Annotated in this window: 15 protein-coding genes; 7 read left to right on the plus strand and 8 right to left on the minus strand. The window is 67.3% G+C overall.

Features of this window, described 5'->3' with window-relative positions:
* Positions 1-127 precede the first annotated feature (127 nt).
* Positions 128-598, plus strand: coding sequence for a hypothetical protein (locus tag B9N75_RS04125; protein ID WP_244552421.1), 471 nt, complete (start codon positions 128-130; stop codon positions 596-598).
* A 120-nt stretch (positions 599-718) separates the two neighbouring features.
* On the opposite strand, the gene B9N75_RS04130 is transcribed toward B9N75_RS04125, so the two are convergent.
* The 3 genes from B9N75_RS04130 to B9N75_RS04140 are packed head-to-tail and all read right to left on the minus strand — an operon-like array spanning position 719 to position 3,302.
* Positions 719-1,099 carry a VOC family protein gene (locus tag B9N75_RS04130; RefSeq protein WP_085217647.1) on the minus strand — a complete coding sequence of 127 codons (381 nt, stop codon included), beginning with the start codon at positions 1,097-1,099 and terminating at the stop codon, positions 719-721.
* Positions 1,096-2,388: a mechanosensitive ion channel family protein gene (locus B9N75_RS04135; protein ID WP_244552422.1), complete on the minus strand. Its 1,293-nt coding sequence runs from the start codon at positions 2,386-2,388 to the stop codon at positions 1,096-1,098. The genes B9N75_RS04130 and B9N75_RS04135 overlap by 4 nt, the downstream gene beginning before the upstream one ends.
* A complete protein-coding gene (locus B9N75_RS04140) occupies positions 2,286-3,302 on the minus strand; it encodes a DNA topoisomerase IB (protein ID WP_085219401.1) in 1,017 nt (338 codons plus the stop codon). Before B9N75_RS04140 ends, B9N75_RS04135 begins: the two co-directional genes overlap by 103 nt.
* A 97-nt stretch (positions 3,303-3,399) precedes the next feature.
* Between B9N75_RS04140 and B9N75_RS04145 the strand changes: the two genes are divergently transcribed.
* The gene (locus B9N75_RS04145; protein ID WP_085217649.1) at positions 3,400-3,948 is read left to right on the plus strand and encodes a type 1 glutamine amidotransferase domain-containing protein; all 549 of its coding nucleotides are present in this window, start codon (positions 3,400-3,402) and stop codon (positions 3,946-3,948) included.
* A gap of 35 nt (positions 3,949-3,983) precedes the next feature.
* Here the strand turns inward: B9N75_RS04145 and B9N75_RS04150 are convergent, their stop codons facing one another.
* The 3 genes from B9N75_RS04150 to ppa form a co-directional block, all read right to left on the minus strand.
* Positions 3,984-8,177, minus strand: a complete 4,194-nt coding sequence (locus B9N75_RS04150) for a translocation/assembly module TamB domain-containing protein (RefSeq protein WP_085217650.1) — start codon at positions 8,175-8,177, stop codon at positions 3,984-3,986.
* A complete protein-coding gene (locus B9N75_RS04155; RefSeq protein WP_085217651.1) occupies positions 8,177-10,159 on the minus strand; it encodes an autotransporter assembly complex protein TamA in 1,983 nt (660 codons plus the stop codon). Before B9N75_RS04155 ends, B9N75_RS04150 begins: the two co-directional genes overlap by 1 nt.
* Before the next feature lie 110 nt (positions 10,160-10,269).
* Positions 10,270-10,809 (minus strand): inorganic diphosphatase, encoded by a 540-nt coding sequence (gene ppa, locus B9N75_RS04160; protein ID WP_085217652.1) that lies wholly within the window; start codon positions 10,807-10,809, stop codon positions 10,270-10,272.
* A gap of 55 nt (positions 10,810-10,864) precedes the next feature.
* Here ppa and B9N75_RS04165 point away from each other — a divergent pair, with 55 nt between their 5' ends.
* The 3 genes from B9N75_RS04165 to B9N75_RS04175 all read left to right on the plus strand — a co-directional run bounded on the left by B9N75_RS04165 (position 10,865) and on the right by B9N75_RS04175 (position 13,780).
* Entirely contained in the window at positions 10,865-11,242 is a 378-nt protein-coding gene (locus B9N75_RS04165) for a YkvA family protein (RefSeq protein ID WP_085217653.1), read from the plus strand.
* Positions 11,243-11,366: 124 nt separating this feature from the next.
* Complete coding sequence (locus B9N75_RS04170; protein ID WP_085217654.1) at positions 11,367-12,746, plus strand: glycosyl transferase family protein; 1,380 nt, start codon at positions 11,367-11,369, stop codon at positions 12,744-12,746.
* Positions 12,743-13,780, plus strand: coding sequence for a hypothetical protein (locus B9N75_RS04175; RefSeq protein WP_085217655.1), 1,038 nt, complete (start codon positions 12,743-12,745; stop codon positions 13,778-13,780). Before B9N75_RS04170 ends, B9N75_RS04175 begins: the two co-directional genes overlap by 4 nt.
* A 7-nt stretch (positions 13,781-13,787) precedes the next feature.
* Here the strand turns inward: B9N75_RS04175 and B9N75_RS04180 are convergent, their stop codons facing one another.
* The gene (locus tag B9N75_RS04180; RefSeq protein ID WP_085217656.1) at positions 13,788-15,188 is read right to left on the minus strand and encodes a helix-turn-helix domain-containing protein; all 1,401 of its coding nucleotides are present in this window, start codon (positions 15,186-15,188) and stop codon (positions 13,788-13,790) included.
* 127 nt (positions 15,189-15,315) lie between these two features.
* Between B9N75_RS04180 and aceA the strand changes: the two genes are divergently transcribed.
* Both aceA and B9N75_RS04190 read left to right on the plus strand, forming a co-directional pair.
* Positions 15,316-16,596, plus strand: a complete 1,281-nt coding sequence (gene aceA, locus B9N75_RS04185) for an isocitrate lyase (RefSeq protein WP_085217657.1) — start codon at positions 15,316-15,318, stop codon at positions 16,594-16,596.
* 8 nt (positions 16,597-16,604) lie between these two features.
* Positions 16,605-16,802 carry a DUF4170 domain-containing protein gene (locus B9N75_RS04190; RefSeq protein WP_085217658.1) on the plus strand — a complete coding sequence of 66 codons (198 nt, stop codon included), beginning with the start codon at positions 16,605-16,607 and terminating at the stop codon, positions 16,800-16,802.
* Between the two features lie 116 nt (positions 16,803-16,918).
* On the opposite strand, the gene B9N75_RS04195 is transcribed toward B9N75_RS04190, so the two are convergent.
* Positions 16,919-18,106, minus strand: coding sequence for a Yip1 family protein (locus B9N75_RS04195; protein ID WP_085217659.1), 1,188 nt, complete (start codon positions 18,104-18,106; stop codon positions 16,919-16,921).
* Positions 18,107-18,167: the final 61 nt, after the last annotated feature.

Raw genomic sequence — 18,167 nt, forward strand, 5'->3', positions numbered from 1 at the left:
GCGATCCGGCGTGTCTGTCGCACGCCGCGGCGGTTGATCGAAAGGAAGCGCAGGCCGGTCGCGCCATGATGTCGGCATTCGCCGGCGGCGCGCATTCCGTTCCCCGACACGAAAGGGTGTGGGGAATATGATGCTGTTTCACGTTTCGATCGAAGCCGATGATCCCAGGCGGGTCGCCGAGGTCGTCGCCGAGATATGGCGCGGCGAAGCGCTGCCCTTCCCGCCGGTGGCGGATGGAAGCTGGGTCGCCTTCGCCAACGACGATCGGAACACGATCCTCGAAGTCTATCCGCGCGGCACCGCGCTGCACGAAGCGCCGGGCGACGCCGACGCAATTGCACTGGCAAGCGCGCCGCACAGGAACAACGCCACCCACGCGGCGATCGCCACCGATCTCGATATCGAAGCGGTCTACAAGATCGCGCTGCGCGAAGGCTGGCCGGTCAAATATTGCCGCCGTGGCGGGCAGTTCGGCGTGATCGAACTGTGGATCGAAGGGTGCCAGATGATCGAAGTGCTGACGCCCGAGATGCAGCGCGAATATCTCGACACGATGACCGCGTCCAACTGGCGTTACCTTCTCGCCGACGCGGCCTGAACGCGGTCCCGCGTTTCCTCCTCCCGTCCTTCCAGCCCGCACTGGAAGCCGGCCCGGCGTCCCCGCAGAGCGCCGATGGGCCGGATCCCCGCCTGGGGATGACGGAGAGGGGGAATAATTTCACATGCTGTTGACGTGCAGGATGTTGCCGGTCGGGTCCTTGAACCAGATACCGCGAAAATCACCCGAGCGGTGGACGCCACGTTCGATCTCCATGCCGAGTTCGGGATACTCCTCCAGCGATACGCCCTTGGCGCGAAGATCGTCGGCGATCGCCTCTACATCGCCGCCGGCGCTCGATGCGACCGCATTGCCGGTGCCGGGCCGGACGTTCTCGGACTGATAGACGACCAGCCAGGTATTGCCGGTGCGATAGCTCGCGACGCTTGGCTCGGCCTCGTCGCCTTCTTTCAGCCCGAGCATCCCGCCGTAGAAGGCCCTGGCGCGGGCAAGATCGCTCACCGCTACGATAGCCGAGGAGGTCTTATCCTTCAGGCTCATGTCGCTTGCTCTTGTTCGACGCGGTTCGTGACGTCAGTGACCGCCTGCACGTCGGGATAAGGCATTACCAGCTTGCCATCGGGCGCGGCGGTGAAGCTGGTCTGCGTTGGATAGGCAAATTCGATACCGTCCGCATTAAACGCCGTAAGGATCGCAATACAGATCGCATGGCGGGTCATGAAGACCTTCTCGTAATCGGTGGAATGCACGTCGAACTGCAGTTCGTAGTCCAGGCTCGACGCGCCGAACTGGGTCATGCCGCAACGGACCAGTCGCGCATCCTCATGGCTCTCGACGATTTCGCGCAACATGTCGGGGATGCGGGCGCAAACCTCCGGAGGCGTCTGATAGATTACCCCCAGCGTCATCACGATGCGGCGATGATGTAGTTGCGCGAAATTATGCACTTCCTGATCGAGCAGTATGGCATTGGAAACGACGACCTGCTCGCCCGACAGCGCGCGGATGCGCGTGGTTTTCAACCCGATATTCTCCACCGATCCGCTGATGTCGTTGAACTTGATACCGTCACCCCGGCGGAAGGGCTTGTCGAAGATGATCGACAGCGAGGCGAACAGGTCCTTGAAGATACCTTGCGCGGCTAGACCGATCGCGATGCCGCCGATGCCGAGGCCGGCGACGAGGCCGGTGACGTTGACGCCGAGATTATCGAGAATGACGATCAGCGCGATCGCGAACAGGGCGATGCTGACCAGCACACGGATAAGGCCGATCGCGCTGCCCAGAGTGGACGCGCTCTGATCGTCTCCAACGCGGTGTGCGATGAAGCCTAGAATGAACTCGCGCGCCCAGATCGCGGCCTGGAAGGCGGCGGCGATGATGAAGAGGAACTGGATCGTCCGCGCCAATGTCGGCGGCGTGTCGGCATAGCGCGAGACGAGCTCGGCCGAAACCATGACGATGAAGAAGAAGCTGGTGCGCGACAACGCCCGCCCGATGATGGCGCGCCATTGCGCATTGGCCGGATCGTCGCCGACAAGCTTGTGACCAAAGGCCTTCACCCAGAGCAGGAACAGGGCAATCAGCGTTCCGATGCCTGCCGCGATCGCGATCTGCAGCCAGTGGGTGGAAATCCAGCTCGCGGTATCGGTGACAAGCAGGGTGGCGCTGTCGCCGAACTCCTCCGCTGCGTCGCCCACGCCGGCGTTCGTCGCTATATTGGTCATCAGGCTGCCTTGGCTTTGGTTTTGGATTTGCGCCGGCCATTCTCGAGGAAATCGATCAGGCCCCGCTCGGCGCTGCTGAGATACTTGGTCGCGCGCGGGCATTGGACGCCCGCGGCGAAGCATTTGCTGTCCTTCACCGCCTCGATCAACGCGGGATGGACATAGGATTTGCGGCTTATCGCCGGGGTGTTGCCGAGCGCCTCGGCGACCGGCTCGAGCAACTGCTTGAGCGTCAGCCCCTTGTCACCGGCACCGCACAACGCCTCGAACGCGATCGCGCTGGCGCCCCAGGTGCGGAAATGCTTGGCAGTGAACTCTTCGCCCATCGCATCGCGGATGTAATCGTTGACATCGGTCGAGCTGACCGGGCGTTGCTCGCCGTCCTCGTCGACGAACTGAAAGAGGTGCTGGCCGGGTAGATCCTGGCAGCGCTTGACCATGTGGCTGAGCCGCTTGTCGGTAATCGTCAGCTCGCGCAGTTTACCCGATTTCGCCTTGAAACGCATTTTCAGCGTCGCGCCGCGCACCTTGACGTGCCGGTCCTGCAGCGTCGTCGCGCCGAAGCTGTTGTTCGCTTCGGCATAGGCCTTGTTGCCGACGCGCAGGATGCCAACATCGAGCAGGCGTACGACCGTCGCGACGACTGTGTCGCGGCTGAGCTTGCGGCCCGCCATGTCGTTCTGGATCCGCGCCCGGAGAAGCGGCAGCGCGCGGCCGAAGCTGGCGCACAGATCATATTTCTCCGCATCCTGTTTGGCGCGGAAATCGGGGTGGTAGCGATATTGCTTGCGCCCTTTCTCGTCCCAGCCGATCGCCTGAATATGTCCGTTGGCGGATGGGCAGAACCATGCATCGCTATAGGCAGGCGGCAGGCCGATGCCGTTCAGCCGATCGATCTCTTCGCGGTCCGTGATGCGATCGCCCTTGGCATCGAAATATTGCCAGTAACGGCCTCTGCGCTTGCGGGTGATGCCGGGAAGCGCGTCGTCGACGTAGCAAAGCTTGGATGCGGCCATAGCGGCTAAAAGCGCGCGGAGCGGCCGCGGTTCCCGGAACGGCCTGCCGCGCGAGCCGTTGGCCATTTCGAACCCCCGCTTCACAAGGAGTTAGCCCATGACCGCAATCGCCGACGCGCGCATCCTCATCATCGCCACCGACGGTTTCGAGGATTCGGAACTGATGAAGCCGCGCCAGAGCCTGATCGACGCCGGCGCCGACGTCACCCTCGCCTCGCTCGAAACCGGCGAGATCGAAGGTGACAACGGCACCATGATCGAAGCTACGCAGACGATCGCCGACAGCAATGAGGGCGATTATGACGCGCTCCTGCTGCCGGGCGGCACCAAGAACCCGGACAAGCTCCGCATGGATGAGAAGGCGGTCGCGCTGATCAAGGCGTTCGTCGACGCGGGCAAGCCGGTTGGCGCGATCTGCCACGCACCCTGGTTGCTCATCGAGGCGGACGTCGTGCGCGGCAAGCAGGTGACCGGCTGGCCGTCGATCCGCACCGATCTCAACAATGCCGGCGGCATCGTCCATGATCAGGAATCGGTGACCGACGGCAATATCACCACCAGCCGCAACCCCGACGACATCCCCGCCTTCACCAAGGCGTTCATCGGTCTGGTCGAGAAGGCCGACGCGCGGCTCGAAACCGCCTGACCTGATAGACGCCCCGCCCGCGGCCGGGCGGGGCGTCAATAATCCTTGCTGACGCGCACGTTCACGCTCTCGCGGCCGATGGTCGAGATGCTCGACAGGATCGAGAGCCAGCGCGTGATCTGATATTCCACCTGCGTTGCCGAATAGCCCCGCCCGTCGGTAATCACCTCCACATAGACCCGCCGCCCGATATATTTTCCGGCGGCGATCGACGTGCCCTGCCCGGTGACGACATCGGCCGGTAGGATGCGGAGGCGATCGAGCCCGGTCGCCGAGCGCACGACGTTGATCGGGTCGAGGCTCGGCCCGCTCTCGTTGAGCGACGCGACCGCGGCAGCAAGCTGCAGCGCCTCGGGCGCCGAAAGATTGGTGATCGAGGTCCCGAACAGCAACCGCGAGAGCAGTTCGTCCTGCGGCAGCGCAGGGGTGCTGGCGAAGGCAATCTCGGGCCGCTGCCCGCGCCCGGTGACGCGGATCGTGGCATTCAGGCCCTGGATGCCGCCCTCGGCGACGATGTCGAGCTCGGGATTGACCGGTGTCTCGCCGCGGAAACGGATCGTTCCGCGCTCCAGATCGAAGCGCCGCCCGGCAAAATCGAAGGTGCCGCGCACGAGATCTGCTTGGCCGCGGATGCTGGGCTCGTTGATCATCCCGCCGATCGCCAGCTTCGCGCCCCATTCGCTGTTGATGCCGAGCCCGGTGACGGTCAGCCGGTTGCGTGCATTCACGTCGAGCGCGAGCCGCCACGGTGCGGCAGGCGCGGGCGCGGCGCCTTCGTCGGCCGGGCGGTTGAGCTCCCGCACGGGAAGGCGCGGCACTTCGGCCGCGGCGGTGGCGCTGCCGAGCTTGAAGCTGCCCGTGACGAGATCGAGCTGCCCGCCGATCGCGCCGCCCGATCCGTCCGACTTGATCGTGATCGGCCCGGTGACCTGCGCCTTGATGTCGTCGCGGTCGATGAGCTGGGCGCGATCGGCCTGGAACGCGAGGTCCATGCCGACACCGCGCGCGGCGGAAAGATCGAAGGCGCCGCGGCCCGAGACGCGGCCCTCGCGCTTTGTGGTGCCGGTGAAGCTGTCGATGACGAGCCGCGATCCGCCGAAGCGGCCCGATGCGCTGATATTCTCGATCACCGTTCCAGTCACCGCGCTTTCGAGCCGCGCCTTTTCGGTGCGGATCGAGCCGCGGATCTGCGGATCGGCCAGGGTCCCGCGCGCATCGGCGCCGACCGCGATCGGGCCGGAGAGGTCGAGCAGGTCAAGCCCGGTGAGCCGCCACAAGGTATCCGCGGGGCCGTTGTAGCGGAGCTGCGCGAAGAGCGGCGCGCGCTGGAGCTGATCGGCGAGATCGCCGGTGCCGCCGACTGGCGCAAGCCGCGCCTGCGCCCGCCCGATTGTTCGCCCCTCGCTCACCGCCACCGCGCGCATCGCCGCACTGCCGCCGTTGAGCCGCGCCGCGACGCCGACGTCGACGGGCCGCGAGGAAAGCACGAGCCCGGAGCGGGTGAGACCGCGGACGCGCAGATTCACCGCGCCCTCGGGCGATCCCTCGCTAGACTGGCGATAGTTGAGCGTCCCCGATGCGACGCCGCCGAGACCGAGATCGGGCCAGGCGATGTCGAGCACGCCGAGCGGCATCGCCTCCAGCCGCGCATCGAGCTGGGTCTGCGCGTCGGTGAACAGGCCGGACACGCGCGCATCGCCGCCGGCATAGCGGAAGGATGTGGGGGACAGCCGCCAGCCGCCCTCGACCCATGCAATCTCGGCCGGGGATGCCAGCTCGAGCGGCCGGCGATCGAGCGTGCCGCTGCCGGTGATACGCGCGCGATCGGGCGTCAGATCGGCGACGCCCCGGAAGCTGAAATCACGCCCGCGCGTGCCGGAAATGCTTGCGCGGACCTGCCCGGCGCCACCGCGCAGGCTCGCTTCCGCTTCCAGATTGGCGATCGACAGCGGGCCGCGGCTGAGGCCGCGCGCGGTGACCTTGCCTTCGATCGACGTTCCGGCAGGATCGAGCAGGATGACGCCATCGAGCTGGCCGCGGCGGATCGCGATCGCGGGCGGGCCGGGGAAGCGAGCGTTGGTGGCGGTGAGATGCGCCTCGATCCGCTGGCGCTCGCCGACCGGACTGAACAGCAGCCGCCCGTCGAGCCCGCCACCCGAGACATCGAGCCGACCGCTGAACCCGCCGGGATCGGAGCGCAGCGTGCCCTTGGCGCTGGTGCCGGCGACATCCAGCGCCGCGACCTCAATGGTCGCCGGGGCGTCACGTGGCAGCAGGATCGCGCCATTGGAGGTAAACGGCCCGAGCGTCGAGCGCCCCGCGGCGCGATAGGCATAGCCCTCCGCGGTGGGATTGAGATCGAGCCGCACATCTTCGAGCCCCATCGCGTCGTTGGGGCGATCGAGCCGAAGCGCGATCGTCGGCCTGTCGATCGGTCCGTCGAGCGTCATCGCGAACGGCCCGTAGGTACGCTGCGTCCCCGATCCTTCGAAAAGGAAGCTGCCGTCGCGGCGGCGATAGCCGTTGCCCGCGATGCGGATATCGGGCGCGGTCAGACGGAGGTTGCGGAAGTACAGCACCAGATCCTGGCCGCGCATCAGCCCGGTCTCGATCTGCGGGAGGCCGCCGGCGAGCCCGGCGAGGAAGCGGTTGTCGAAGCGCCGCACCCACGCGCGCCCGGTGCCGGTGACCAGCGTGCCGCGCCCGCCCGCGCCGGGCACAACCTTCAATTCGCTGGTGACGTCGACGATGCCGAGGCCCGGGATGAGGTATCGGGTGAGGCCGCCGGAGACGATCACCGAATAAGCGCCGGTCTTGAGATCGACGAGCAGCGCGAGCTTGCCCTTGAGCTTGTCGGATGAGAGGCTGAGCCCGTCGCCGCGAAGCTGGTTGGCGTCGACCCGGAGCGCACCCTCGACGCGCAGGTTGGCGAGGATGCCGCCCGCGACATCGCCGACCCCGGTCACGCGCCGCGCGGTGAGGCGCAGCGGCACCGTTACCGGCAGCTTGCCCCACTTGCCGCGCCCTTCCGCGCGCACATCCTCGAACCCCGTATCGTCGAAGGCGACGCGCGGCGCGGTCAGCCGGTAGGCGAAGTTCGCCGATCCGAAGGAGCCGTTGAGCAGCAGCGCGAGCCGCACGGCACGGCCGCTCATATTGGGGAACAGCGCCGGCGGCTGGAGCAGATCGGCGCCGATCGCGACGCCGTCGAAACTGCTGGTGGAGAGATCGACAACGCCCTTGCCTTCGAGCTTGAGCGCCGAGGAGCGCAGCGACCAGCGCGTATCGAGCCTACGGTCGGCAAGCGTCGCAGTGCCGCTCAGCAATATGCGCGGCGTGGTGAGCCTTGCGACCTTGCCGGTGAAGAACGGCGCGGGCGCGGCGTAGCCGGTAAGCCGATAGCGTCCCTCGCGCGCCTCGAGCTGGAAATCGGCGGAGCGGCGCCCGGAGACATCGAGTCGCGCGGTGCCACCCCATCGCGCCCAGGTGCCGTCGCCCTGAACGACGAGATCGAATGGCCGCCGCGTTCCGATCATCGCACCGAGAGCGCCGTCGGCGGGCGAGACGAGACGCGCGTCGAGATCGAAGCGGTTGCGGCCGGGCTCGGCGTCCAGGCTGACCGACAGGCGGTCGCCGCCATCCTGCATCGCCGCCTCGACCTTGAGACGCGCGCGGCCTTTGCGCACGTCCGCCTCGCCGGCGAGGCTGCCGATCCGCTCGCGCCCGCCGAACGCCTTGCCAAGGCGGAGCTGGCGCACCTCCAGCCGACCAATGTAGATGTCGAAATCGGGGAGCAACGGCTTCGGCTCTGCGCTCGGGCGGAGCTGCGGCGCCCGGTGGACCGTCAGCAGGTCCGCCTCGGCACGGTCGATCAGCAGCCGGTTGGTGAGGAAGGCGAGCGGCTGCCAGTCGAGCGTTACCAAGGGCGATTCGAGGAACAGCCCCTGCGGATCGTAGAGCCGCACGTCGCGCAGCTTGGTCTCGCCCCAGATCGACCCCTCGATCCGGCCGATGCGGATGTCGAGGCCGGATTCCGGCGTCAGCGCGGCGATGCGATCGGCGATGAAGCGGTGGCCCGGCGCGGTGTCGAGCAGCGCCATCGCCGCGGCGATCAGGATCAGTACGCCTGCCGCGATCGCCACCACCGTCTTCGCGACGAACGAGGCGCCGACCCGCGCATAGCGGCGGCGCGCGCGCGGCCGCGGCGGAGCTTCGACCGCCTCGTCCATCAAAAGGCCTGGCCGAGCGAAACGTAGACGGCGACGCGCGCATCGCCGCTGCGCTTGGAAAGCGGCGTGCCGACGTCGACGCGGATCGGCCCGAACCGCGTATGATAGCGGACGCCGATGCCCGCGCCGAAACGCAGGTCATCGATCCGCGGCTGTGCGGAGGTGTAGATGTTGCCGGCGTCGATGAAGGGGACGATGCCGAGGCTGTCGTTGAACGCATCGACGCGGATCCGCGCCTCCAGCGCGAATTCGGCAAGGCTGCGCCCGCCGACCGGATCGTCAAACACCGGATCGCGCGGCCCCAGACTCTGATAGCCGAAGCCGCGCACCGATCCGCCGCCGCCGGCATAGAAGCGCCGCGAGGGCGCGATACGGTCGCGGCTCGCGCCGAGGATGGTGCCGAGCCGCGCGCGGCCGGCGATCGTGACGCGCTCCGTCGCCGGATAATAGAAGCTGCCGTCGACCTGCCCCTTCACATAGCCGAACGGCGACCCCTGTAACGACATCTCGGGCGAGATGCGGCCCGAGAGGCGGAAGCCGGTGGTGGGGTCGAGCAAATCGTTGGACCCATCGTAGGACAGCGTCGAAGGCAGCGCGGCGATGAAGAAGGTACGGCGGCGCTGCATCCCGCTGTCGAGATCGACGTCGCGTTCATCGGTCGCGATCAGATCCGCGCCGAGGCTCCAGGTCCAGACCTTCTGCCAGATGATGTTGGTCTGCCGCTCGATCCCCGCGCCGATCAGCACGGAGCGTGCATCATAGGCATTGCGATCGATATGACTGACCGCAGCCTGCGCGGTCAGCACCTGGTCGCGCTTGCGGAAATTGCTGCGGCGGAGATTTGCGGAAAGGAGCTGCTCGCGCGTGCCGAGCACGCCGCGCAGTGTGACCGCGCCCTCGGGCGGGATGAGGTTGCGGTGCTGCCAGCTTCCCTCGACGCGCAGGCCCTCGCCGGTGCCATAGCCCGCGCCGCCGGCGATTGTCCGCATCGGCGCCGGTTCGAGCGCCACCGCAAGATCGACCGCCTTTGTCTCGGGATTATCGACCGGACGCAGCGCCACCGATGAGACGATCCCGGTCTGCACGAGCGCGCGACGGAGATCCTCCAGCCGGTCGGCGCGATAGGGATCGCCGGGCTTGAAGCGCGCGATCCGCGAGATGTGGCGCGCGTCGAAGAGCGGCGTGCCCTCGACGCGGATCCCGCCGAATTGCCGCGCCCCGTTTGGATCGACGGGCAGCACCAAAGCGGCGGTGCGCGTGTCGTGGTCCACCGCGACGTCGAGCGCGCCGACCTCGGCAAAGGCATAGCCGCGCTTGCCGAGTTCGGCACGCAGCGCCGCTTCGCCGGCCTCGACGCTCGCCGCATTGACCGCATCGTCGGCGCGAACGCCGAAGGCCTCGCGCAACGCCGCCGCATCTTGCCCCGCCGCATCGATGCCGGGCAGCTCCACCTCGGCAAAGCGATAGACCGGCCCCGGTTCGACCTCGAGCCGCACCGAAAGGTGGTTGGCGGTGCTGCCGGGCTCGACGCGGGTGCGGACCAGCGCGTCATAATAGCCATAGGCGCGGAGCAGCTCTGCCAGCAGCTCGGCGTCCTCGCGCGCGCGCCGGTCGATCTGCGCGGCGTTGGCGGGATCGTCCTTGTTCTGCTCGAGCGTCGACAGCGCGCGAAACTGCGTCATCAGCCCGCCGACGTCGGCGGACTCGAGGCCGCTCACCGCGACGGCGTAGCTGCGCTCGGTCGCGGCGTCGGCGATGCTGGTGTCGGGAAGATCGGGAATGCCGTCGTCGGGCCGCTCTTCCATGTCGGGCCAATCGACGCCGAGATCTGGAAGCGGATCGAGCGGCGCGGACGGGTCGAGCGGCGCTTCCAGCTCCTGGAACGGGTCCGCCGTTTGCGCGGCCGCGGTGCCGGAAAAGGATAAGAGGGCGACGGCGGCGAAACCGGCCGCCACAAGCCGCCCCGCCTCGACTTGATCCATGTCGGCGAATCTAGCCGTGCCGAGAAGGCATAGCCAGCGCAGAATCGCGCCATCGCCCGGCTGTGCAGCACGGACGACGGAGCGTGGCAGGGCCAGAGCGCGAAGCCGGTTCAGGCGGACTTGGCGGCCTTGGCGCGGTCGATGCTCTCCATGACGATCCGGCACGCCTCATCGCGGTCGCCCCATTTGCCGACCCGCACCCACTTCTCCTTCTCGAGATCCTTATAGTGGGTGAAGAAATGCTCGATCTGCGCGGTCACGATCGGCGGCAGGTCCTCGGCGCGCTGGACGTTATGATAATAAGGGAAAGTGGTGTCGACCGGGACGGTGAGCAGCTTCTCGTCCCCACCCGCCTCGTCCTCCAGCAGCAGCACCGCAATCGGCCGGACGCGGACCACCGAGCCCGGAATGAAGGGTGAGCGCGTCACCACCATCGCGTCGAGCGGATCACCGTCGGGCGACAGCGTGTGCGGCACGAAGCCGTAATTGGTCGGGTAACGCATCGGCGTGTGCAGGATCCGGTCGACCCAGATCGCGCCCGATTTCTTGTCGAACTCGTATTTCACGGGCTCGCCACCGACCGGCACTTCGATGATGACGTTGATGCTGTTCGGCGGATCATCGCCGATCGGGATAAGATCGATGTTCATGATGGCCGCGGCCCTTAGGCGCTTGGCCGGGCCTCGGCAATGGCTAGAAGGCGCGATGCGCAAAGCCTCCATCAGCCTCGTCCAGCGCGTGCGGATCGACGCCCATGCGGCGTGGCTGGCTGCGCGCGATGGCCGGACGCCCTGGTATGCACGCGCGTGGGGACTGTTCGTCGCCGCCTATGCGCTGTCGCCGATCGACCTTATCCCCGATTTCATCCCCGTGATCGGGCTCCTCGACGATGCCGTGCTGGTGCCGCTGGGCATCTGGCTGTTCGTGAAGATGCTGCCGCCTGGCCTGTTTGCCGAGCATCGCGTGGTCGCTGCACAAGCCGCGGAAAGACCCGGATCGGCTTGGGGCGCGGCGATCGTGATCTGTATCTGGCTGCTCGTCGCCTTGACCGTCGCACGGATTCTCGGGTTCGATTTCGATTAGCGTGCATCACGCTTACCACGATCCTCGACCCTTACTTGAAAGACCGTCCGGTTATCGTAGTTTTGATTTAGGTTGAACTGCTGAAATCAATAACGGATTATGCCTCTTCCAGATTGGAGGGGGCATGGACGGGTGGGGGGCGCTGTTCATCGGTATGGAATTCGCGGCGCGCGAGGCTGCCGCGCTGGCCGGCGCCGGTTTCCTCTTGCTCGGCGCGAGCAATCTTCTGATCGACTTGATATGGATATGCGGCGTTTTTCGTCGGCGGATGTTCGGCACCGCGGCGCCCGTCTTTCCTGACACTTGCGCGGCACCGGCCGACACCGGCTGGACCGCCGTTTTCATACCGGCGTGGCAGGAAGACGGCGTTATCGCGGAGATGCTTTGCACCGCACTCGATCGACTCGCCCACCCCCGGTATCGGCTTTACGTTGGTTGCTACTCCAACGATCCCGAGACAATTGCGGCCGTCCGCTCGGTCGTCGATCCACGCATTCGGCTGGTGATCTGCGCGGCGGCCGGCCCGACGACCAAGGCCGATTGCCTGAACTACGTCTGGCAGGCGCTGATGGCGGACGAGCGGATCGCCGGGCAAGCCAAGGCAGTGGTCCTACACGATGCCGAGGACATCGTTCACTCCGGTGAGTTGCACCTGTTCGACGCGCTGATCGGGCGGTTCGATATGGTGCAGCTACCCGTTCTGCCGCTGATCGATGAGCATTCACGGTGGGTCGCGGGCCATTATGCCGACGAATTCGCGGAGTCGCATGGCAAGGAGTTGATCGTGCGCATGGCGCTCGGCGCGGCGCTGCCGTCGGCGGGCGTCGGCTGCGCTTTCTCGCGCACCGCGCTCGGCGAGATCGCAGCCGGGCGCCCCGGCCCGTTCGATCCCGACTGCCTGACCGAAGATTACGAACTCGGCCTCCGCCTCCATGCGATGGGGCGCAGGGGGATATTCGTGCCGCTCCGCCCGCGCCGTGGCGCCCCGGCGATCGTCACACGCGAATATTTCCCGGCGACCGTCGACGCGGCGGTGCGCCAGAAGGCGCGGTGGATGGCGGGGATCGCGCTCGCGGGCTGGGATCGGCTGGGTTGGAGCGGCAGCCTCGCCGAACGCTGGATGCGGCTGCGCGATCGGCAATCGGTGCTCGCCGCGATCCTGCTCGTCTCGGGCTATCTCGCGCTGGCATTGTTCGTGCTGCTCGAAGGCGCGCGGATCGTGGGCCTGCACCGCCCGGCGCCGCTGACGCCAGCGATCTCGTTGCTGCTCGCCGTGAATTTCGCGATGCTGGGCTGGCGGCTCGCGATGCGCTGGCTTTTCGTAACACGCGCCTATGGCTGGCGCGAGGGGCTGCGCGCCATTCCCCGCGTCGTTGTCAGCAACATCATCGCAATGATGGCCGCGCGGCGTGCGCTCACGTCCTATCTCGGCATACGACGTACCGGGCTCGTCCAGTGGGACAAGACGCGCCACGCTTTCCCCCAGGTGCTACCCGCGGAATGACGCAGCGCGCCGCGCCGCTCCGCTTTCTGGTGCTGGTGCTCGGCGGCTGGACGCTTGCGCGCGGGGTTATCCTGATCGGTGACGCGCGGGACAGCGGGATGCGCGGCTTCGACCGCGCCGTCGCACGCCTCGCCGAGACGCTGGTGCCCGAACCGGCTTTGGCCGACCCTGCCGGTCTGCCGGAGCCGACACGCGCCGAACTCGCCGCGGCACTGCCGGTCACCCGAAACGCGCCCGCCCCTCGCTCTGTGTCTCGCGTAGTCGAGGCCCCAACATCATCCGTCGTGTATGCAGAGGCGGATTTGATCGCCCCGGCAGCAGCGCCCCCATCTGTCTCGCGCGAACACGCAGCCCCGCCTTCAATCGAGGCGCCGCTGGGCCTCGCACTGCCTCCAGCCCGCCCCGATCGCTGGTCCGGTTCGGCCTGGGCGCTGATCCGCGACGATGGCGCGCCGCCGCTCGCAACCGGCGGCTTGCTCGGCGGAAGCCAGATCGGCGCACGCCTTTCCTACCGGCTGAACGACCGCGCCGATCGCCCGATCACCCTCACTGCACGCGTCAGCACTGCGCTCTCGCGGCCTGCCGGTGCGGAAGCGGCGCTCGGCATCGAATGGCAGCCGAGCGCGGCGCCGGTACGCCTGCTGGCGGAGCGTCGGCAGTCGCTTGGCGACGGCGGGCGCTCGGCTTTCGCGCTGCTCGCTTATGGCGGAGTCTACGACCGGGCGTTCGGCCCGGCGCGACTGGAAGCCTATGCACAGGCTGGGGTCGTCGGCGCCCGATCGCGCGACCTCTTCGTTGACGGCGCGGTCCGGGCTGGCGTGCCGGTGGATGGCACGGATCGCTTGCGGATCGGGGGCGGGCTATGGGGCGCAGCACAGCCGGGGGCCGAGCGGCTCGATGTCGGCCCGCAGCTTTCCTACCGGGTGCCGGTCAAGGATACCAATCTCCGTCTGCTCGCCGACTGGCGGTTCCGCATCGCGGGCGATGCCGCGCCCGCATCCGGCCCCGCGCTCACGCTCGCCGCCGATTTCTGACTAGCTCTCAGCCGCCGAGGAAGGGATAGGGCGAGATTGTCTTCTGCATCGCGTTGACGGTGAGCGTCCGCCCGGCGGGTGCCGAGGCGCGTTGCGGGCACCGCGCGCGGGGGCAAATGACGCACGCCGGGCCAATCGGCGTGACATAGGGTTCTGACAGGTCGAGCCCGTCTGAATAGACCAGCCGGGGCGCATGTTTGAGATCGCAGCCGAGCCCGATCGCCAGATGGTCCGCCTCGCGCGGGTCGAGCCGCACCGCGCGCTCGACGGCGCGGGCGATGGTGAAATAGCGCTCCCCGTCGGGCGTCTCGACGATCTGCGTCACCGTGCGGTCGGGGGTGCGGAAGGCAGTGTGCAGGTTCCAGCGCGGGCAGGTGCCGCCGAAGCGCGAGAAGGGGAAGCTCTCGCCCGCGAACCGCTTGGAGATGTTGCCCGCGGAATCGACGCGCAGCATGAAGAACGGGATGCCCCGCGCGCCGCTCCGCCCCAGCGTCGTCAGCCGGTGTGCGACCTGTTCGACGCTGGCGCCGAACTCCGCGCACAGCCGGTCGATGTCGTGCCGGTGCCGCTCTGCCGCAGCCAGGAAGGTCGCATAAGGCATCAGGATCGCGCCCGCGGCATAATTGGCGAGGCTCATGTGGAGCAGCCGGCGGGTGGGATCGTCGGGGGGCGCGGCGCTCTCGATCATCCGGTCGAGCAGCGGCCGGAACTCGACGAGTGCGAGCTGATAGGCGGCGGCGAAGGTGCGGCTCTCCGGGCGGAGCAGCGCCGAAAGCATCAGCCGCTTGCGGTGGAAATCATAATGCTGGCTGGCGGCGTCGAGCAATTCGGGCGGCACGACGCGCGTGTCGATGCCGAACGCTTCCTTGAGCCTGCGGGTCAGCGCCGCGAACAGACCATGCGGCTCTCCGAGCGCGCCGGCCAGCGTCTCGGCCGCCTCCTCGACATAAGCGAAATGGTTGCGGCTCGCCTGGATATGGTCGCGCACCCAGCTTTCGGGCGTCACCATCGCCGCTGCATCGGGATCGCCCGTCGGTTGCCGCCGCCGGTCTGCGAGCGCGGTGTAGAGTCGCGCGACCGCATCGGCGACCGAGGGCGCATTGTCGGCCACCTCCAGCAGTTCGTAGCGCGGGATGCCGAGATCGGCGAACATCGGATCGGCGAAGATTTCGGCGAGCTGGTCGACCCCGGTGCCCTCGCTGTCCGCGGTCAGGCTCTTGAGATCGACGTCGTACTTTTCGGCGAGCCGTAGCAGAACCTGCGCCGTCACCGGCCGCTGGTTGCGCTCGAGATGGTTGAGATAGCTGGGGCTGATCCCCAGCTCGGTCGCCATCGCGCTCTGGTTCATCCCCAGTTCGCGGCGCAGGCGGCGCACCCGCCCGCCCAGGTAAAGCTTGCGCTCAGCCATGTGTCACATTGTCAATTTTTTACAACCGTCGCAAGACACGCTGTTACCTCACGACGCTTTTCACGGCTGCTTTACGCTTCGATTTGTCGTTCTCTCTTGCGACAACTTGATCTCGCGGGGGTATGCCATGACCGATTTCAGCCACCTCGTCCCGGCGCCGGAAGGCCGCTTCGACGGAATCCACCGCGCCTACGGGGCCGACGAGGTCGCGCGGCTCCGCGGATCGCTACCGATCGAGTATACGCTGGCACGCCGCGGTGCGCTGAAGCTGTGGGAACTGCTTCACACCGAGGATTATGTCCACGCCCTCGGCGCGCTCAGCGGCAACCAGGCGATGCAGATGGTGCGCGCGGGCCTGAAAGCCATCTACCTCTCCGGCTGGCAGGTCGCCGCCGACGCCAACACCGCTGGCGCGATGTACCCCGATCAGTCGCTCTATCCCGCCAATGCCGGGCCGGAGCTTGCCCGCAAGATCAACCGCACGCTGCAGCGCGCCGACCAGATCGAGCATTCCGAAGGCGGCGCGGAGCGCGACTGGTTCGTGCCGATTGTCGCCGATGCCGAGGCCGGCTTCGGCGGGCCGCTCAACTGCTTCGAGATCATGAAGGCGTATATCGAGGCGGGCGCGGCAGGCGTCCATTTCGAGGACCAGCTCGCCTCCGAAAAGAAGTGCGGCCACTTGGGCGGCAAGGTGCTGATCCCGACCCAGGCGCACATCCGCAACCTTAATGCCGCGCGGCTCGCCGCCGACGTCTGCGGCGTACCGACGGTGCTGGTCGCGCGCACCGATGCGGAAAGCGCCAAGCTCATCACCTCCGACGTCGACGAGCGCGACCATGAATTCCTGACCGGCGAGCGCACGCCCGAGGGCTTCTTCCGCCTGAAGGATGGCACCGGCGTCGATCATTGCATCAAGCGCGGCATCGCCTTTGCCGAACACGCCGATCTCTTGTGGTGGGAGACGAGCCACCCGAACCTGGAGGACGCCAGGCGCTTCGCCGAGGCGGTGCAGAAGGCGCATCCGGGCAAGATGATGGCCTATAATTGCTCGCCCAGCTTCAACTGGGAGGCCAAGCTCGACAAGGCGACGATCGCCAGGTTCCAGCGCGAGCTGGGCGCTATGGGCTACAAGTTCCAGTTCGTGACGCTGGCCGGCTTCCACCAGCTCAACCACGGCATGTTCGAGCTGGCGCGCGGCTACCGCGACCGTGGCATGGTGGCCTATTCCGAGCTTCAACAGGCCGAGTTCGCGAGCGAGGCGGACGGCTACACCGCGACCCGCCACCAGCGCGAGGTCGGCACCGGCTATTTCGACCGCGTCGCGCAGGCGGTGTCGGGCGGCGAAGCCTCCACCACCGCGCTCGCGGAATCGACCGAGGCGGATCAGTTCACCAAGCAGGCAGCCTGAAGGAGGCGATGATGACCAAGCGTTATTGGGTGATCGGCGGCGAATATCAGGGCGCGGATTTCGCTGCGCTGGTGCCGGGAACCGAGCGGATGTCCGGCCCATACCAGGATCGCCGCAAGGCGGAGACCGAATGGACCCGGCTCTCCTGCACCCCCGCCGCCACCGCCGCGACGCGCTATGCGATCACCACGGAGACGTTGCGCTAATTCTCTGCGCCGACCCGCCATGCCGTCACCCTGAACTTGTTTCAGGGTCCATGGCGGCGACGGTCGCGACCGTCATCGAAATGGATGCTGAAACAAGTTCAGCATGACGGCCAGGACTAGCGCGCCATCGCCTCGAGGCGCGCGATATCGACCGAGGCGACCGCCTGCTTCAGCGTGTCGATCCCGTCGGCGTGGCCTTCGGCTTCGACCATGAAGCGGTTGGCGACGAGCACGCCAAACTTGCCGTCGCCCCGCTGGCGGTCCCACTCTTCAGTGGTCATGCGCCCGTCGACCGATCCCATCTTCTCATAGCCTGTCCCGGTCTCACGGCTCGACTCGACGTTGAACGCCCCCGCCATCGCCGCGAGGCCGCCCGCGGCAGCGATGTCGGTCACCGAGAGGCGGAACGAGCGCTCGCCATTCTCGTAGCGCGCTTCCGCCTGCGACCCGCCCACCCCGGCTGCGCCGGCGCTGCTGCTGGAGACTTCAGTGCGCTGCCATCCGCCGAGCGCCGCGGGGAGCATCGCCTGGAGCGCGCCGCTGTCGGTCGCGCCGGCGGCAACCGCGCCGCTTGCCGCCGCGGCCTGCGCGCGGTTGGCGGCCGCCTCCATCTGGCGGCTGGCTTCCTCCATCTTGCCGAGATCGATCTCGCCGCCGCCCGGTATCTTTATCGTGCCCGACACATCGCCGCCTGCCATCGGATAGGCGGGGACGAAAGCGGTGCCGACCCGCGCGACGATCGCGCCGGCGACCACGAATATCACGACCGCGGCGACGATGGCGGCGACGACATAGCCCATCGCCTTGTCGGGCGGCAGCTTCATCAGGATCGGCGCGCCTACGTAAAGCAAGTAGAGGCTGTAGAGCCCGAGGATCGCCAGAAAGGAGAGCGCCGGCAGAATTTGGAAAATTCCCGCCAGCCACGCAGCCGTGCAGGAAAAGGCAGCGAGCTTGAGCGCCGATATGAAGTTCTTGGTGCCGCCGAACGTGGGCGCCAGTGCATCGTAGATGAGCGCCATCACATAGACGCCTAGCAATGCCATCAGATAGCTCGTCACCGCCATCGAGAGCGCCGATCCAACGCTCGGCCGATAGGTGATACCGAAGGCACCGTAACCGAAGACCAGGCTGCCGATCAGCCCCGCGACCGGGCCGATCGCGGCGAGTGGGATCACCCACTTCTTGTAGATGTCGCCCGTCGTCATCGGCTCGGCGTCGATGACGGGCCATTCTTCCTTCGGGCTCAGCAGGATGCGCTTGATGCGGTGGCCGTGGCTGCCCGGCTTGTTAACGTCCAAATCCATGTTCGATTCCCCCACCCCTGGTTGGAACGGCGCCAGAATGACGGCAAATGCGCGCCGCGGC

Origin of the sequence: Allosphingosinicella indica (assembly GCF_900177405.1) — a bacterium.
Classification (GTDB): domain Bacteria; phylum Pseudomonadota; class Alphaproteobacteria; order Sphingomonadales; family Sphingomonadaceae; genus Allosphingosinicella; species Allosphingosinicella indica.

Bases quoted from the DNA above. Each gene is read 5' to 3' on its own strand.
- B9N75_RS04125 (WP_244552421.1), top strand. From the start codon at position 128: ATGATGCTGTTTCACGTTTCGATCGAAGCCGATGATCCCAGGCGGGTC.
- B9N75_RS04130 (WP_085217647.1), bottom strand. From the start codon at position 1,099: ATGAGCCTGAAGGATAAGACCTCCTCGGCTATCGTAGCGGTGAGCGAT.
- B9N75_RS04135 (WP_244552422.1), bottom strand. From the start codon at position 2,388: ATGCCCGCGCGCGACCAAGTATCTCAGCAGCGCCGAGCGGGGCCTGAT.
- B9N75_RS04140 (WP_085219401.1), bottom strand. From the start codon at position 3,302: ATGGCCGCATCCAAGCTTTGCTACGTCGACGACGCGCTTCCCGGCATC.
- B9N75_RS04145 (WP_085217649.1), top strand. From the start codon at position 3,400: ATGACCGCAATCGCCGACGCGCGCATCCTCATCATCGCCACCGACGGT.
- B9N75_RS04150 (WP_085217650.1), bottom strand. From the start codon at position 8,177: ATGGACGAGGCGGTCGAAGCTCCGCCGCGGCCGCGCGCGCGCCGCCGC.
- B9N75_RS04155 (WP_085217651.1), bottom strand. From the start codon at position 10,159: ATGGATCAAGTCGAGGCGGGGCGGCTTGTGGCGGCCGGTTTCGCCGCC.
- ppa (WP_085217652.1), bottom strand. From the start codon at position 10,809: ATGAACATCGATCTTATCCCGATCGGCGATGATCCGCCGAACAGCATC.
- B9N75_RS04165 (WP_085217653.1), top strand. From the start codon at position 10,865: ATGCGCAAAGCCTCCATCAGCCTCGTCCAGCGCGTGCGGATCGACGCC.
- B9N75_RS04170 (WP_085217654.1), top strand. From the start codon at position 11,367: ATGGACGGGTGGGGGGCGCTGTTCATCGGTATGGAATTCGCGGCGCGC.
- B9N75_RS04175 (WP_085217655.1), top strand. From the start codon at position 12,743: ATGACGCAGCGCGCCGCGCCGCTCCGCTTTCTGGTGCTGGTGCTCGGC.
- B9N75_RS04180 (WP_085217656.1), bottom strand. From the start codon at position 15,188: ATGGCTGAGCGCAAGCTTTACCTGGGCGGGCGGGTGCGCCGCCTGCGC.
- aceA (WP_085217657.1), top strand. From the start codon at position 15,316: ATGACCGATTTCAGCCACCTCGTCCCGGCGCCGGAAGGCCGCTTCGAC.
- B9N75_RS04190 (WP_085217658.1), top strand. From the start codon at position 16,605: ATGATGACCAAGCGTTATTGGGTGATCGGCGGCGAATATCAGGGCGCG.
- B9N75_RS04195 (WP_085217659.1), bottom strand. From the start codon at position 18,106: ATGGATTTGGACGTTAACAAGCCGGGCAGCCACGGCCACCGCATCAAG.